The organism is Desulfocurvus thunnarius (assembly GCF_055390965.1).
In genome coordinates this window covers 1,532,854-1,547,270 of record NZ_AP042411.1, presented here as the reverse complement: position 1 = coordinate 1,547,270, position 14,417 = coordinate 1,532,854, and the positions used below count along the sequence as shown (strand labels likewise).

The following is a 14,417-nucleotide window of genomic DNA, read 5'->3' as shown; positions in this document are numbered from 1 at the left end:
GGGCCCGGCGCGACGTGGTGCAAACACCACGTCGCGCCGGGCCCCGGTCCGTTGGAGGCGCTTTGCCCCGCGTCAGTCGATGCTTTGCGGCAGCAGGGCGGCTTCGCCGTCGCCGTTGCCGCCCGCCGGGCGCTGGATGACCCGCGTGCCGGGGGGCACGTCGTGCAGCAGCCAGACGTTGCCGCCGATGACCGAGCCCTTGCCGATGGTCACCCGGCCCAGGATGGTCGCCCCGGAGTAGATGATGACCTCGTCCTCCACGATGGGGTGGCGCGCGATGCCCTTGATGAGCGTGCCGTCCTCGCCCTTGGGGAAGCTTTTGGCGCCCAGGGTCACGCCCTGGTACAGCCGCACCCCGCGTCCGATGATGCACGTCTCGCCGATGACCACGCCGGTGCCGTGGTCGATGAAGAAGCCCTCGCCGATTTCCGCGCCGGGGTGGATGTCGATGCCCGTGCGCGAGTGGGCCATCTCGGTGATGATGCGCGGGATGAGGTCCACGCCCAGGTGGTACAGCTCGTGGGCGATGCGGTAGTGGGTCACGGCCAGGATGGAGGGGTAGCAGAAGATGGTTTCCCCCGGGCTCTTGGCCGCCGGGTCGCCCGCATAGGCGGCCATCACGTCCGTGGACAGCAGGCGGCGCACCTCGGGCAGCCGGGCGATGAATTGCGAGGCCACCGCGCGCGAGCGGGTGTCGCAGTCGGCGCAGTCGGCGGCCTCCAGGGCGCAGGTGAAGCAGCGCCCGCGCATGATCTGCTCGGCCAGCAGGCGGTGGACCTTGTCCAGGTTGGCGCCGACGTGGAAGCGCATGGTGGCGGCGTCCACATCGGAGTAGCCGTAGTAGCCGGGGAACAGCACCGCCTGCAGGCGGCCCACGATCTCCTCCAGCACGGCCGTCGAGGGCATGGGCACGTGGCGTTCGTGGCTGTGGTGCACCACTTCGTAGGAGCGTGGGTCGCACAGGGCGTCGATGACTTGATCGAATTTGGGGTCGGATTGCTGCATGGGTCCTGACAGGGGCGAAAGGTTGGCGGGCGGGCGGCGGGCGCTCAGGGCGCGGCCGGCGCCTGGAACAGGGAGGTGGACAGGTAGCGTTCGGCGGTGTCGGGGATGACGCAGACCACCAGCCGCCCGGCGTTTTCGGGCCGCGCGGCCACCTGCACGGCGGCGTGGGCCGCCGCCCCGGCGGAGATGCCGCAGGCGATGCCCTCCTCGCGCATGAGCCGCCGGGCCATGGTCAGGGCGGCGTCGGTGCCCACGGGCATGATTTCGTCGAACAGCGCCGTGTCGGCATTGCCGGGCACGAACCCGGCGCCGATGCCCTGGATGCCGTGGGGCCCCGGGGCCCCGCCGGAGAGCACGGGCGAATCCGCGGGCTCCACGGCCACGGCGCGCAGCCCGGGCTTTCTGGCCTTGAGAGCCCGGGCCACGCCCGTCAGGGTGCCCCCGGTGCCCACCCCGGCCACCAGCACGTCCAGCCTGCCGTCGGTGTCGTCCCAGAGTTCCACGGCGGTGGTGGCCTCGTGGGTGGCGGGGTTGGCCGGGTTGTCGAACTGCGAGGGCATGAAGGCCCCGGGCGTGGCCGCCAGGATGGCCCGGGCCTCTTCGATGGCCCCGGTCATGCCTTTGGCCGCCGGGGTCAGCACCAGTTCGGCCCCGAAGCCCGCGAGCAGCGCCCGGCGCTCCAGGCTCATGCTCTCGGGCATGGTCAGCACGAGCTTGTAGCCGCGCACGGCGCAGACCAGGGCCAGGCCGATGCCCGTGTTGCCGCTGGTGGGTTCGACCACCACGGCCCCGGGGGCCAGGTGCCCGGCGGCCTCGGCGGCCTCGATCATGCCCAGGGCGATGCGGTCCTTCACTGAGGAGCCGGGGTTGAAGAACTCCAGCTTGGCCGCCACCGTGGCGGGCAGCCTGGCGGCCACCCGGTTCAGGCGCACCAGGGGCGTGCGGCCCACGAGGCGGGTCATGTCTTCGGCGATGCGCATCAGCAGTGTCCTCCTTCCCCGCCGTCGGTCCCGCAGGAGCAGGAGCAGGCGCAGGCCCCGCCGTCGGGCGCGTCCGCGCCTTCGCGGAAGGGCGACATGACCCGCAGCCGGGCCACGATGCCCGGCATCTCGCGCAGCACGGTGTCCACCTCGGCCTCGGTGTTGTAGCGCGACAGGGAGAAGCGGATGGAGCCGTGGGCGAAGGTGAACGGCACGCCCAGGGCCCGCAGCACGTGGGAGGGCTCCAGGCTGCCCGAGGTGCAGGCCGAGCCCGAGCTGGCGCAGATGCCGAATTCGTCCATCAGCAGCAGGATCGCCTCGCCCTCGATGTACTTGAAGGAGATGTTGGTGGTGTTGGGCAGGCGGCGGTCCGGGTGGCCGTTGCGCCGCGCGTCGGGGATGGACTCCAGCAGGCCGCGTTCCAGGCGGTCGCGCAGGGCGCGCACGCGGGTGTCCTCCTCGGCGATGTTCGCGGTGGCCATTTCCACGGCCTTGCCCAGGGCCACGATGGAGGCCATGTTCTCCGTGCCCGCGCGGCGGCCGCGCTCCTGGTGCCCGCCGAGGATGAAGGGCCGCAGCGGCGCGCCCCGGCGCACGTAGAGCGCGCCCACGCCCTTGGGCGCGTGCAGCTTGTGGCCCGACAGGGCCAGGTAGTCCACGCCCAGGGTGGAGAGGTCGATGGGCAGCTTGCCCACGGCCTGCACGGCGTCGGTGTGCAGCAGCACTCCGCGTTCCTTGCAAATGGCCGCGATGTCCGCGATGGGGTAGATGGTGCCCGTCTCGTTGTTGGCGAACATGACCGAGACCAGGGCCGTGTCGTCGCGCAGGGAGCGGCGCAGTTCGTCCAGGTCCAGCAGGCCCTGGGAGTCCACGCCCAGCCAGGTCACGTCGTAGCCGCGTTTTTCCAGGTGCTGGGCGACGTTGAGCACGGCGGGGTGCTCCACCCGGGTGGTCACGATGTGCTTCTTGCCCGGGTTGGCCGTCACGGCGCTGTGCAGGGCGGTGTTGTCCGACTCCGTGCCGCAGGAGGTGAAGACGATCTCCTCGGGCGAGCAGCCCAGCCCGGCGGCCACGCGCTCGCGGGCCAGGGCCAGCAGGGCGCCCACCTGCCCGCCGAAGCGGTGCATGCTCGACGGGTTGCCGTAGAGGTCCGTCAGCAGGGGCAGCATTTCCTCAAGCACTTCGGGGGCCACGCGGGTGGTGGCGTTGTTGTCGAAATACAGCGGCTTGGCGTGCTGGTCCACCTCAGACCCCCTTGACCCGGATGGCCGGGTCCACCTGCTCGCGCAGGGTCTTCTGCACGAAATCCGTGAGCGTCAACTGGCTGGAGGGGCAGCTTGCGCAGGCCCCGCGCAGGGAAACCACCACGTCCGTGCCGTCCACGTCCACCAGCTCGATGTTCCCGCCGTCCTTTTTGAGGCTCGGGGCCACCACGTCGTCGATGACCTGCATGACCTTCTGCATCCGCTGGAGGTTGGTCAGGGGCCTGGCGGCCGGAGCGGGCGCCGGGGCCTGGCCCAGCACCTCGGCCAGGATCTCCTCCAGCCGGGGCACGCAGTCGCCGCAGCCGCCGCCGGCCTTGGTGTAGTTGGTGATCTCCTCCACCGTGCGTAGCCCGTTTTCCGTGATGGCCCGGCGGATGGTCTCGTCGGTGACGCCGAAGCAGCGGCAGACCAGCTCGCCCTCGGCGTGGGCCTCGGGGGCGGCCTCGCCGCGCCAGTTCTTCAGCGCGGCGGCCAGGGCCTCTTCGCCCATGACCGAGCAGTGCATCTTTTCCTTGGGCAGCCCGCCCAGGTAGGCGGCGATGTCCTTGTTGGTCAGGGCCTCGGCCTCGGCCACGGTCTTGCCCTTGAGGATTTCGGTCAGCGCCGAGGACGAGGCGATGGCGCTGGCGCAGCCGAAGGTCTGGAAGGTGGCGTTTTCGATGACGCCCTGGTCGTTGATTTTGAGGAAAAGCTTGAGGGCGTCGCCGCAGGCCAGGCTGCCGACCTCGCCCACCGCGTCGGGGTTCTCCATCGCCCCCGCGTTGCGCGGGTTCAGGAAGTGCTCCTTGACCTTATCCGTGTAGTCCCACATGGGAACCTCCTTGTTTGCCTGCCTTGCCCGGCGGGCTGCCGTTCGCGGGCGTCCGGCGTCCCGAATTCCTATCGCTGCGGTCCACTATAAGACGCATGGGCCGCCCTGCAAAGGCCCCGGGGCCGTTTTTTTCCCGCCCGGGCGCGGACCACGCCAGCCTAGCACAACGGCCGCCGCGAGGCGAGGGGCGGCGGGGGGCGAAAGGCACCGGCTCTGGGCGCGTGCGGCGCCCTTGCGGGCGGGGCTAGGTTTTTTGTCGGCCCAGGGCGGCGCGCAGCAGGGCTTCGGCCTCGGCGCGGGGCAGGGGGCGGGAGAACAGGTAGCCCTGGGCGTGGGCGCAGCCGAGCTGGCGCAGGGTCGTCAACTGGGCGTGGGTGTCCACGCCCTCGGCCACGGCGGCGATGCCGAGGTTCTCGGCCAGGGCGAGGATGGAATGGACGATGACGCGCGCCTCGCCGTCGGTGTCGCAGCGCGAGACGAAGCTGCGGTCGATCTTGAGCATGTCGATGGGGAACTGGCGCAGGTAGGACAGGGAGGAATAGCCGGTGCCGAAGTCGTCCATGGCCAGGGTCACGCCGTGGGCCTTCAACTGGCGCAGCATGTCGATGGCGGCGCTGGCGTGGTCCATGAGCACGCTTTCGCTGGTTTCCAGGCGCAGGTTGGCCGGGCGGATGCCCGTGCGGCGCAGCAGGGCCTCCACCCGGGCGCTCAGGCCGGGCTGCATGAACTGCTTGGCCGAGAGGTTCACGGCCACGGCCACCGGCGCCTCGGGCCCGAAGAGGGACTCCCAGGCGCGGATGGTGGCCCCGGCCTGCTCCAGCACCCAGTCGCCCAAGGGGAAGATGAGCCCGGTGTCCTCGGCGACGTGGATGAACTCCGCCGGGGCCAGCAGGCCGCGCTCGGGGTGGGCCCAGCGCACCAGGGCCTCGAAGCCCGCGAGCGCGCCGGTGGCCACGTCGTGCATGGGCTGGAAGAGCAGGGTGAAGTCGTTGTTGCGCACCGAGCGGGCGAGGTCGGTTTCCAGGCGCAGTTGACGCACGGCCTGCTCGTGCATGCGGCGGTTGAAGACCTTGAAGCGCGACTTGCCCGCGGCCTTGGCGTGGTACATGGCCGTGTCCGCGTCGCGCAGGATGAGGTCGGCCTGGGTGTAGTGCTCGGTGAGCAGCACGATGCCGATGCTGGCCGAGGTGTGCACGTCGTAGCCGCCGAGGCTGGCCGGGGTGCGCACGGCGCCCAGGATGCGCTTGGCGATGGCGACCACCTCGCGCGGGTGATGGAAGTCTTCCAGGAGCACGGCGAACTCGTCGCCGCCGAAGCGGGCCACGGTGTCCATGGCGCGCACGGCGGCTTCGAGCTGGCGGGCGACGTGCTTGAGCAGTTCGTCGCCGATGCCGTGGCCCAGGCTGTCGTTGATGATCTTGAAGCGGTCGAGGTCCATGTAGAGCACGCAGAACAGGTAGCCGGGGTTGCGCCGGGCGCGCTCCATGGCCAGACGCAGGTGGTCCAGGAACAGGGTCCGGTTGGGCAGGCCGGTCAGCGGGTCGTGGAAGGCCTGATGCATGAGGCGCGATTCGGTTTCCTTGCGCTCGGTGATGTCTTGCAGAAAGCCTTCGTAGCCGAGGGTGGCGCCCGTATCGTCGCGCACGGGGCGGGCATTGCGCGAAACCCAGATCACCCGGCCGTCGCGGCGCCGGGCCTGGGATTCGAACCCGCGCACGTCGCCCCCGGCGCGCAGCCGGGCCAGGAACTCGGCCTCGCGCCCGGCGGCGACCTCCAGGGCCTGCGGGTCGTCGGCCATGGCCGCCAGGAATTCGGCCGGGTCGGGATAACCGAAGATACGCGCCAGGGTCGGGTTGGCCTCCACGCAGCGGCCCTCGGGGTCGAGCTGGAAGATGCCTTCGATGGCGTTTTCGAAGATGCCCCGGTATTTGGCCTCGGCCAGCCGCAGGGCGGCCTCGGCGGCGCGGCGCTCGGCGATTTCGGCGCTGAGTTTTTCGTTGGCGCGCCACAGGTCCTCGGTGCGGTCGCGCACGCGTTCTTCCAGGGCGTCGTGGGCCGCGCGCAGCTCCCGCTCGGCCTGTTTGCGGGCGGTCACGTCGCGCAGAATGCCCACCACGTGGCGGGCGCCGCCCAGTTCCAGGACGGCCAGGGAGATTTCCGCCGGGAAAGGCTCGCCGCCCACCCGGGGCACCAGGATTTCCGCCCGGGCACGTTCGCGGCGGGCGAGGCCGTCGTGGAATATGCCTTCGGGGTCCGTGCCGAGCAGAATGGTGGCCGGAACGCCTGGCAGCGCGGCGACATCGCGCCCGAGCATCGCCGCCAGGGCCGGGTTGGCCTGGACGAGCCGCCCGTCCGGCCCGGCCAGGAACAGGCCGTCGGCCATGTTGCGCAGGATGGCCGAGACGGTGGCCAGGGCGTCGCGGCTTTCGGCGGTCGCGTCGCCCATGCGCCGCTCCAGGTCGGCGATGACCACGGCCAGCTCCTGGGCCGTGGTGCGGAAGGCGTCGGCCACCTCGCCGACCTCGTCGCCCAGGGGCGGGATGTCCGGCGGGTCGGAGAAGTCGTGCTTGCGCACGCGCCGGGCATAGGCCGCCAGGGCCGTCAGCGGGCGGGAGATGTTGTCGGTATAGGAATAGGCCGCCGCCACGCAGAGCACGAAGACGCCGAAGGTCAGGATGTGCAGGTTGATGATGGCGGTGCGGATGACGCCGTCGATGATGCGCCGGTCCATGCCGATGTGCACGGTGCCCGCCTCGCCCGCCAGTACGGGGTAGCTCACGTGGATCACCGGGCCCAGGCCGGGGATGTCCATGTTCTGGATTTCCGGGCTGCGCAAGCGCCCGCCGGTGCGCACCCGCAGGTCCCACAGGGCGGAGACGACGGCCTCGGGCACCCGGGGCACGAAGGTGTGGGCCAGCACTTCGCCCCGGCGCGAGGCCACCAGGGCGTAGCGCACGCCCTCGATGCCCAGGTACTGGTCGATGCCGGACTGGATGGCCGCCGCGTCGTCGGTGAGCAGCAGGTCCACGCTGGAGCTGGCGACGGACCCGGCGATGGCCAGGCCCTTGGTCTCGAACTCGCGGGTCATGCGCTCGCGCAGGATGTAGGACGAGTACAGCGACGTGACGGCGGCGATGAGCCCGAAGGCCAGGATCATGAAGCCCAGGGTGCGCTTGAACAGCCGGGAGAGGATCATTTGCGCCACCGCGTGAAGTCGCGCAGCGGGACCAGACGGCCCTGCCGCACGGTGACGAAATGGACCCGGGACAGGGCCTGGTTGCCGTCCGGCCCGAAGCCCACGGGCTCGCCCACGCCCAGGTCGAACCCGGCCAGGGCGCGCAGGGCCCCCGGCAGCATGCGCGGGTGCGGGTCCGGCCCCATGCGCCGCAGGGCCTCGACGAAGAGCCGCGCGCCGAGGTAGCCCTCGAAGGCGGCCAGGCTGTAGTGCAGGGGCACGTAGTCCTCGCCCACCAGCGCGGCGGGCGGCGGCGGCGCGAAGCGGTCCATGGCCCGGTGGAAGGCCGCCCCGGCGGGCAGGCCGGGGTCGTCGTGGCTGGGCACGGCCTGGGAAAGCACGAGATTTTCGGTATAGTCGCGCCCGGCGGCCGTGCCCGCGCGCAGCAGCAGGTCCGTCAGGTGCTCGGCCCCGGCGAAGGAGAGCACGGCCACGGGCACGTCGAGCCCCGCGTCGCGCGCCCGGCGGATGAAGGCCGCGCAGGATTCGGAGGACCCCACGGCCACCACGGCGTCGGGACGCCCGGCGGCCAGGATGTCCACCTGCGGGCCCATGTCCGCGTCGGGGCCCGCGTCGCGCGCATGGCTGGCTTCGGCGACGATGACCAGGTCGAAGCGGGCCAGGGCCTTGCGCACGCCGTCCCAGCCCGCGCGGCCGTAGGCGTCGGCCTGGTGCAGCACGGCGATGCGCGTGCGCCCCTGGCGCACGAAGTTGTGGACCAGACCCTGGGCCTCCTGGGCGTAGGAGGCGCGCAGGTTGAACACCCAGCGGTCGTAGGGCGGCTGGCGCAGGGGCTCGGCCCCGGTGAGGGGGAAAAGCAGGTAGAGGTCCCGGCGCTGGTAGCGGCGCAGCAGGGGCAGCACGCGGGTGGCCGTGGGCGTGCCCACCTGGCCGAAGAGCGCGAACACGTCGCCCTGCTCGGCGAAGGTGATGGTGTTCTCGATGGCCGGTTCGGGGCTGTAGCGGTCGTCCAGGGCGCGGATGGCGACGGTCCGGCCGTGGACGCCCCCGGCGGCGCTGACCTCGGCGAAGCAGGCCTGGGCCCCGCGGTACATTTCGATGCCCAGGCCCCGGGTCGGCCCGCTGAAGGCCGCCGACATGCCCAGCACGATTTCCCCCCCGCCCCTGGCCGGAGCGCAGGGGCAGAAGGTGAGCAGCAACAGGGCTGCGGCGAAAAAGCGGTGCAGGGCAGTCATGCACGCTCCGGTGCGTGAAGATGTGCGGTCCTTATAGCAAAGACACGCAATCTTCACAAACGATATGCGCATGTTCCAGGCCGGGAGGCCGGGGCGCGGCTCGCCTTCCGGGGGCGGGTGTGGTAGGTGCGCCGGAGTGCGGTAGTGGAGTGGGAGCGTGCCCCGGCGCGGCGGCCCTGCGGCGGCGGGCGGCGGATGCGGACGCATGGTGCGGAGGCGGCATGAACAGACGCGATTTTTTGCGGACCCTGACCCTGGCCGGGGCGGGAATCCTGGCGGCACCCGGAGCCTGGGCGCTGACCCCGCCCCCGGGCCGGGCGCGCTGGCGGATGCTCCTGGGCTGGCCCGCGGAGCTGGAATTGTACGCCGCCGGAGCCTTCCGCTTCGCCCGGCAGGTGTCGCTGCTCTCCGAAAGCCGTCTGGCCCTGGACGTGACCACGGCCCCCGGGGGCGCGACCCAGGCCGAGACGGCCGCGCGGCTTTTGGCCGGGGAGGCCGACTGCGCCCACCTGGACGCCTGGGCCCTGGCCGGGCATGCCCCGGCCCTGGAATGGTTCTCCGGGGTGCCCTTCGGCCTGGACAGCCGGGGTCTGGATGTCTGGCTGCGGCACATGGGCGGGCAGGCCCTGCTGCGCGAGGCCCTGGCGCCCCTGGGGCTCCACGGCTGGCCCATGGGCGACGCCGGGCCGGGGGTCTTCGCCTGGGCGCGGCGGCCCGTGGCCCAGGCCGCCGGGGCGGACGGGCTGACCGGGCTGGCCGTGGCGGCCCGGGGGCTGGCGGGCGACGTGCTGGCCGGAGCCGGGGCCCTTGTGCGTCCGGAGCCCGCGGGCGGCGGGGCGGCTCTGGCCCGCGCCCTGGAAAGCGGCGCCCTGGACGCCGCCGCCTGGCACGGCGCGCACCACGAGACCCTTGCCGGGCTGCCCGACGTGGCGCCCCACGGCCTGGGCCCGGGCTGGCAGGCCCCGGGGCGGCGGATGCTGCTGGTGGTGCGCCGCGCGCCCTACGAGGCGTTGCCCGCCGTGGTGCGCAAGATTTTCGACGCCGTGGCCGCGCAGATGGACCACGAACTGACCGTGGCCGTGGCGGCGGCCAACGCCCGGGCCCTGGCGGCGCAGGCCGCGCGCGGGCGCACGGTGGCGCCCCTGGCCCCGGCGTTGCTGGCGCGGCTGCGCGCCCTGGCCGCCGACGCCGCCGCCGGGCGCGCCGGGGCCGACCCCCTGGCCGCGCGCGTGCGTGCCGGGCACGACGCGGCCCAGGCGGCCCTGGCCGCCCTGGGCCCGCCCCTTGCCCTTTGAACCCCCGGGCCACAAGGAGAACAGGATGACCGGACAGGACCAAGGACCGCTGATGGTCGTGCTCGACGGGCACGTGCTCAACCCCGGCGACAACCCCTGGGACGCCGTGGCGGCCCTGGGCAGGCTCACGGTGCACGAGCGCACCGCTCCCGGCGAGGTGCGCGCCCGGGCCGCCGGGGCCCGGGTGGTCATGACCAACAAGACGCCCCTGCGCGCGGCGGACATCGAGGCCCTGCCCGACCTGCGGCTCATCGCCGTGCTGGCCACGGGCTACGACGTGGTGGACGTGCGCGCCGCCGCCGCCCGGGGCGTGACCGTGTGCAACGTGCCGGGCTACGGCACTCCGGCGGTGGCCCAGTTCGTGTTCGCCCTGGTGCTGGAGTGCTGCCACCGCGTGGGCGATCACGCCGCCAGCGTGCGCGCCGGGCGCTGGGCCGCCGGGCCGGACTGGTGCTACTGGCTGACCCCGCAGATGGAACTGGCCGGGCGGACCATGGGCGTGGTCGGCTACGGCGGCATCGGCGCGCGCGTGGCCGAGCTGGCCCACGCCTTCGGCATGAACGTGCTGGTCCACGCGCCGCGGCCCAAGCCCGCGCCGGGCTGGGAGCCCTTCGCCTTTGTGGAGCTGGAGGAACTGTTCACGCGCAGCGACGTGATCAGCCTGCATTGCCCCCTGACGGCGGACAACGCGGGTTTCGTGAACGCCGCCCTCCTGGAGCGGATGCGCCCGGGGGCCATCCTGGTCAACACCGCGCGCGGGGCGCTGGTGGACGAGGCCGCCCTGGCCCGGGCCCTGGCCCACGGCCCCCTGGGCGCCGCGGCCCTGGACGTGATGGGCGTGGAACCCCCGGCGGCGGGCCACCCGCTGCTGGGCCTGGACAACTGTATCCTGACCCCGCACATGGCCTGGGCCAGCCTGGAGGCCCGCCAGCGGCTCATGGCCCAGGTGGCGGAAAACATCCGGGCCTTCCTGGCCGGGAGCCCGGTGAACGTGGTCGGCGGCTAAAAGCCCAGGCGGCGCAGTTCGGCCCGGGCGGCGTGGAACTCGGGCAGCTCCGTGCGCCGCGTGGCCTCGGCCTGCTGGAGCCAGCGCACGGCCTGCACGGGCTCGCCGCGCGCCAGCAGCACCTGCCCGGCCAGGAACCCCGCCTGACACAGCCGCGCCGGATCGTTCCCGGCGCGGTTTTCCAGTTCCTGCACCGCCAGTTCGCCGCGCACGAGCAGCAGCAGGGGCGCGGGCCACTCGGCGCGGTCGGCCGGGGCCGCCGGGGCCGGGGCCGGGCGCCCGGCGCGCAGCCGGGCCATGTATTGCCACAGGGCGGGCAGGGGCGCGCCCGGGCGGGCGGCCAGGGCCGCGCCCAGGTCGTCGTCGGCCCCGGCGAAATCCCCGGCCAGGAAGCGGGCCTGCCCGCGCAGCAGCAGGATTTCGGCCCGCCGGGCCGCCCCCGGGGCCGGGGTGGCCGCGAGCAGGGCCGTGCAGTCGGCCGCCGCGTCCCCGGGCGCACCCGAGAGCAGCCGGGCCCGGGCCCGGCCCAGCAGGGCCTCGCGGTCGGCGGGGTCGGCCTCGAGGGCGGCGGAGAAGGCCTCGGCGGCCACGGCGTGGTCGTGGTGGGCCAGGGCGAGGCGGGCGCGGCGGGCTTCCAGGCCGGGCAGGTCCGGGGCCAGGGTCCGGGCGCGGTTCAGGTCCTCCATGGCTCCGGCGTCGTCGCCCAGGGCTTCGCGGGCCACGGCGCGGTTGAGCAGGGCCGGGGCGAAATCCGGCACCAGCCGCAGGGCGCGGTCCAGGTCTTCCAGGGCCTGGGCGTGGCGTCCGGCCAGGCTGCGCAGGGCTCCCCGGTTGTTGCGCGCGTCGGGCAGGTCGGGGTCGATGCGCAGGGCCTCGGAGTAGGCCGCCTCGGCCTCGGCGGGCCGCCCCAGGCGCTCCAGGGCCAGGGCGCGGTTGTAGTGCGGCACGGCATTGCCCGGTACGGCGCGGACCACGCGCTCGAAGTCTTCCAGGGCTCCGGCGGCGTCGTCCCCGGTCAGGCGCAGCACGCCCCGGGCCAGCCGGGGCCGGGGGTCGTCGGGGTCCAGTTCCAGGGCGGCGTCGTAGTCCTCCCGGGCGGGTCCGGCCAGCCCCATGGCCTGACGCGCGCGCCCGCGCAGGAAGTGGGCCGCCGGGTCCGGCCCGGCGTGGGCCAGCAGCACGGTCAGCTCCCGCGCGGCCCGGGGCGCGTCGCCCAGCTCCAGGGCCGTGCGCGCCAGGTTGAAGCGCGCCAGGGCGTAGTCCGGGCGCAGGTCCAGGGCGCGGTCGAAGTCGGCCAGGGCTGCCGGAAGGTCGCCCATCTCCAGAAAGGCCGCGCCCCGGTTGTGGAAGGCCTCGGGGTAGTGCGGAGCCAGGGCCACCGCTTCGGAATAGTCGGCCAGGGCCCCGGGCAGGTCGCCCAGAAGCTGGCGCGCGGCGCCCCGGATCTTGAAGGTCACCGCGCGGTTTTCCTCGCCCGCGAGGCCACCCTCCAGGGCCTGGGTCGCCAGGTCCAGGGCCGCCTGGGCGTCCCCGGCCTCCAGGGCCTGCTGGGCGCGCCGCGCCGTGTCCAGAACCTGGGGTGCCTGGGGCGGCGCGGCGGCGTCTCCGGCGCGGGCCGTGCGGGCGGAGGGGGCGGCGGCCAGCAGGGTGGCCAGGAGCAGGGCGGCTGCGAGGCGAAACAGGGGCATGCGGTGCATCCGGGGTTGAACAGGGTGGCGCAGGGGTGGTAGTTTGTCCGCTGTAGCACCAAAACGCAAGGATGCGCCCTCGCCCCGGGCGGCGGGCGCATGGAGGAAGACATGAGCGGAAACGATACGACCAGGGGGGCGACCTCCACGGCAAAGCCCACGGACGCCCCCGGGGCGGACTCCAAGGAGAGCCCCGAGGCCGGGGCCGCCGCCGGAACTGCCGCCGGGGCCGGGGACTGGTACCTGCCCGAGGACAGCCGCGCGCACCTGCGCGAACTGTTCGCGCGGATGCGCGACGAGGTGGTTCTCGAAGCCTACACCAAGGAGGGGGAGAACGAGCCGTACAACGAGGCCATGACCCTGTTCCTGCGCGACCTGGAGCGCCTGGGCGGGCGGATCGTGGTCCGCCTCTACGACGTGGACTCCGAACAGGCCGCCGCGCGCGGGGTCACGCGCTCGCCCACGCTGCTGGTGGCGCCCGACCGCTACGCCATCCGCTACACCGGGGCGCCCCTGGGCGAGGAGGCCCGGGTGCTCATCGAGACGATCATGCTGGCCTCGGCCGGAAGCAGCGGGCTGTCGGAGATTTCACGGCGCGTGCTGGCCGAACTGACCGAGCCCCGCGCGGTGCGCGTGTTCATCAGCCCCACCTGCCCCTATTGCCCCGGGCAGGTGACCAATGCCTTTCGCGCCGCCCTGGAGCGGCCCGGGCTGGTCGGCGCCGAATGCGTGGAAACCGGGGAAAACCAGGACCTGGCCGCGCGCTACGAGGCCTCGGCCCTGCCGCTGACGGTCATCGACGAGACCTTCCGCCAGAAAGGGCTCATGCCCGAGGAGCGTTTCGTCATCGAGCTGCTGGCCCGGGAGACCGTGGAGGAGCTGTTCACCCGGCTGGACACCGAGGGGCCCGAGGCCGTGGGCGGCGTGGTGGGCGAACTGCTGCGCCAGGCCCGTGACGGCGAGGCCGCAGGGGAACCCGGCGCCCCGCAGGCCGAGGAGTACGACGTGATCGTGGCCGGGGCCGGGCCCGCCGGGCTGACCGCCGCCATCTATACCGAACGCAGCGGCCTGAAGACGCTGGTCCTCGAAAAGGGCGCCATCGGCGGGCAGGTGCTGCTGACCCCCGAGGTCGAGAACTACCCGGGCTTCAAGCACGTGGGCGGCATCCGGCTCATGGAGATGATCGCCGAGCAGGCCCGGACCTATTGCACCGTGCGCGAGGGCGAACCCGTGGAGGAGGTCAAGATCGGGCGCGCCGTGGAGGTGCTGACCCCGCGCGGGCGCTACCGGGCCAAGGCCCTGGTGCTGGCCACGGGGGCCAGCGCCAAGCGCCTGGGCGTGCCCGGCGAGACGCAGCTCTTCGGCCGGGGGGTCAGCGTGTGCGCCTCGTGCGACGGCTGGGCCTACAAGGGCCGCGAGGTCATCATGGTCGGCGGCGGCAACACCGCCCTCACCGAGGCCCTGCACCTGAAGAACATGGGCGTGGGCGTGACCATCGTCCACCGGCGCGACGCCTTCCGCGCCGAACGCCACCTGCAAAACGGCGTGGACAAGGCCGGTATCCCCGTGATCTGGAACGCCGAGGTCGAGGCCTTCGTGCCCGGGCCCGAGGGGCTGGCCGCCGTGCGCCTGCGCGACACGGCCGACGGCGGCGTGCGCGAGCTGAAGGTGGACGGCGCGTTTCTGGCCATCGGCTGGAACCCCAACACCGCCCTGGCCCAGCAGCTCGGCGTGCGCCTGGACGACTACGGCAGCATCGAGGTCGACCGGGGCATGCGCACCAACATCCCGCGCGTGTACGCCTGCGGCGATGTCATCGGCGGGGTGCAGCAGATCGCCACCGCCGTGGGCGAGGGCGCCACGGCGGCCCTGGCCGTGTTCGAGGACATCACCAACCCCTACTGGCTGCGGCCCGAGGAAGAGGCCAAGGTCTAGC

10 protein-coding genes are annotated in these 14,417 nt (G+C 73.2%); 3 read left to right on the top strand and 7 right to left on the bottom strand.

What is annotated here, in order from left to right; translation table 11 throughout:
• Nucleotides 1-72: 72 nt before the first annotated feature.
• The 6 genes from epsC to ACZ5KV_RS06585 all read right to left on the bottom strand — a co-directional run bounded on the left by epsC (nt 73) and on the right by ACZ5KV_RS06585 (nt 8,492).
• Entirely contained in the window at nt 73-1,005 is a 933-nt protein-coding gene (gene epsC / locus ACZ5KV_RS06610; RefSeq protein WP_464241554.1) for a serine O-acetyltransferase EpsC, read from the bottom strand.
• A 44-nt stretch (nt 1,006-1,049) separates the two neighbouring features.
• Nucleotides 1,050-1,985 carry a cysteine synthase A gene (gene cysK, locus ACZ5KV_RS06605; protein WP_464241553.1) on the bottom strand — a complete coding sequence of 312 codons (936 nt, stop codon included), beginning with the start codon at nt 1,983-1,985 and terminating at the stop codon, nt 1,050-1,052.
• Nucleotides 1,985-3,229 carry a cysteine desulfurase NifS gene (gene nifS / locus ACZ5KV_RS06600; protein ID WP_464241552.1) on the bottom strand — a complete coding sequence of 415 codons (1,245 nt, stop codon included), beginning with the start codon at nt 3,227-3,229 and terminating at the stop codon, nt 1,985-1,987. Before nifS ends, cysK begins: the two co-directional genes overlap by 1 nt.
• A 1-nt stretch (nt 3,230) precedes the next feature.
• Complete coding sequence (gene nifU / locus ACZ5KV_RS06595; RefSeq protein ID WP_464241551.1) at nt 3,231-4,061, bottom strand: Fe-S cluster assembly protein NifU; 831 nt, start codon at nt 4,059-4,061, stop codon at nt 3,231-3,233.
• Nucleotides 4,062-4,305: 244 nt separating this feature from the next.
• The gene (locus ACZ5KV_RS06590) at nt 4,306-7,257 is read right to left on the bottom strand and encodes an EAL domain-containing protein (RefSeq protein ID WP_464241550.1); all 2,952 of its coding nucleotides are present in this window, start codon (nt 7,255-7,257) and stop codon (nt 4,306-4,308) included.
• Nucleotides 7,254-8,492: an ABC transporter substrate-binding protein gene (locus ACZ5KV_RS06585; protein ID WP_464241549.1), complete on the bottom strand. Its 1,239-nt coding sequence runs from the start codon at nt 8,490-8,492 to the stop codon at nt 7,254-7,256. The genes ACZ5KV_RS06590 and ACZ5KV_RS06585 overlap by 4 nt, the downstream gene beginning before the upstream one ends.
• A gap of 221 nt (nt 8,493-8,713) precedes the next feature.
• Here ACZ5KV_RS06585 and ACZ5KV_RS06580 point away from each other — a divergent pair, with 221 nt between their 5' ends.
• Both ACZ5KV_RS06580 and ACZ5KV_RS06575 read left to right on the top strand, forming a co-directional pair.
• Nucleotides 8,714-9,787, top strand: coding sequence for a hypothetical protein (locus tag ACZ5KV_RS06580; RefSeq protein WP_464241548.1), 1,074 nt, complete (start codon nt 8,714-8,716; stop codon nt 9,785-9,787).
• 25 nt (nt 9,788-9,812) lie between these two features.
• On the top strand, nt 9,813-10,793 hold the full coding sequence (locus tag ACZ5KV_RS06575; RefSeq protein WP_464241547.1) for a D-2-hydroxyacid dehydrogenase: 981 nt from the start codon (nt 9,813-9,815) through the stop codon (nt 10,791-10,793).
• Here the strand turns inward: ACZ5KV_RS06575 and ACZ5KV_RS06570 are convergent.
• A complete protein-coding gene (locus tag ACZ5KV_RS06570; protein ID WP_464241546.1) occupies nt 10,790-12,481 on the bottom strand; it encodes a tetratricopeptide repeat protein in 1,692 nt (563 codons plus the stop codon). The two genes, ACZ5KV_RS06575 and ACZ5KV_RS06570, sit on opposite strands and share 4 nt — an antisense overlap.
• A 111-nt stretch (nt 12,482-12,592) precedes the next feature.
• Here ACZ5KV_RS06570 and ACZ5KV_RS06565 point away from each other — a divergent pair, with 111 nt between their 5' ends.
• On the top strand, nt 12,593-14,416 hold the full coding sequence (locus ACZ5KV_RS06565) for an FAD-dependent oxidoreductase (RefSeq protein ID WP_464241545.1): 1,824 nt from the start codon (nt 12,593-12,595) through the stop codon (nt 14,414-14,416).
• Nucleotide 14,417: the final 1 nt, after the last annotated feature.

What these genes read in the sequence shown, in the direction of transcription:
- cysK (WP_464241553.1), bottom strand. Translation starts at nt 1,985, where the DNA reads ATGCGCATCGCCGAAGACATGACCCGCCTCGTGGGCCGCACGCCCCTG.
- ACZ5KV_RS06590 (WP_464241550.1), bottom strand. Translation starts at nt 7,257, where the DNA reads ATGATCCTCTCCCGGCTGTTCAAGCGCACCCTGGGCTTCATGATCCTG.
- ACZ5KV_RS06575 (WP_464241547.1), top strand. Translation starts at nt 9,813, where the DNA reads ATGACCGGACAGGACCAAGGACCGCTGATGGTCGTGCTCGACGGGCAC.
- nifU (WP_464241551.1), bottom strand. Translation starts at nt 4,061, where the DNA reads ATGTGGGACTACACGGATAAGGTCAAGGAGCACTTCCTGAACCCGCGC.
- epsC (WP_464241554.1), bottom strand. Translation starts at nt 1,005, where the DNA reads ATGCAGCAATCCGACCCCAAATTCGATCAAGTCATCGACGCCCTGTGC.
- ACZ5KV_RS06570 (WP_464241546.1), bottom strand. Translation starts at nt 12,481, where the DNA reads ATGCCCCTGTTTCGCCTCGCAGCCGCCCTGCTCCTGGCCACCCTGCTG.
- ACZ5KV_RS06580 (WP_464241548.1), top strand. Translation starts at nt 8,714, where the DNA reads ATGAACAGACGCGATTTTTTGCGGACCCTGACCCTGGCCGGGGCGGGA.
- ACZ5KV_RS06585 (WP_464241549.1), bottom strand. Translation starts at nt 8,492, where the DNA reads ATGACTGCCCTGCACCGCTTTTTCGCCGCAGCCCTGTTGCTGCTCACC.
- ACZ5KV_RS06565 (WP_464241545.1), top strand. Translation starts at nt 12,593, where the DNA reads ATGAGCGGAAACGATACGACCAGGGGGGCGACCTCCACGGCAAAGCCC.